We start from the raw sequence: 457 nt of genomic DNA, 5'->3' as shown, positions 1-457 counted from the left end.
TAACAAGAGGATCCATCTCCCAGGAGAGCCAAGAGCATGAAGAAGACTTTTGTTGCCGCCCTCACGGTTGCGACGATCGCCGGTTCGCTGGTGACCGCCACTCCGCCCGCCAACGCCGGTGACAACGTCGGCGCCGGCATCGCGGCCGGCCTGATCGGCGGCGCCATCGTCGGCGGCGCGATCGCATCGAGCCGTCCGGCCTATGGTGGCCCGGTTTACGTCGCCGAGCCCGGCCCGCCGCCACCGCCCTGCTACTGGCAGCGCCAGCGCTACTGGGATGGCTACGGCTGGGTCGTCCGCCCGGTTCGCGTTTGCTATTGATCTGATCGTCTTTGATCTGATCGTCCTGGCGCATGCGCGCCGCGATCGAAGCCCGGCCGAGACCATCGGCCGGGCTTTTTCTTTTGGTCTCTCGCTAGCGCGCCGCCTGGATCGAGCGCAGCACCTCTTCGCTCGG

The 457-nt window shown here is 67.0% G+C and carries 1 protein-coding gene; it reads left to right on the top strand.

The window, feature by feature from the left end; genetic code table 11:
- The first annotated feature begins 36 nt into the window (after positions 1 to 36).
- A complete protein-coding gene (locus tag RAD15_RS43765; protein ID WP_458162746.1) occupies positions 37 to 321 on the top strand; it encodes a hypothetical protein in 285 nt (94 codons plus the stop codon).
- Positions 322 to 457 lie beyond the last annotated feature (136 nt).

This window comes from Bradyrhizobium sp. 14AA, assembly GCF_054185205.1.
Note: the sequence above shows the minus strand (reverse complement) of the source record. Positions and strands in the feature narration are given on the sequence as shown.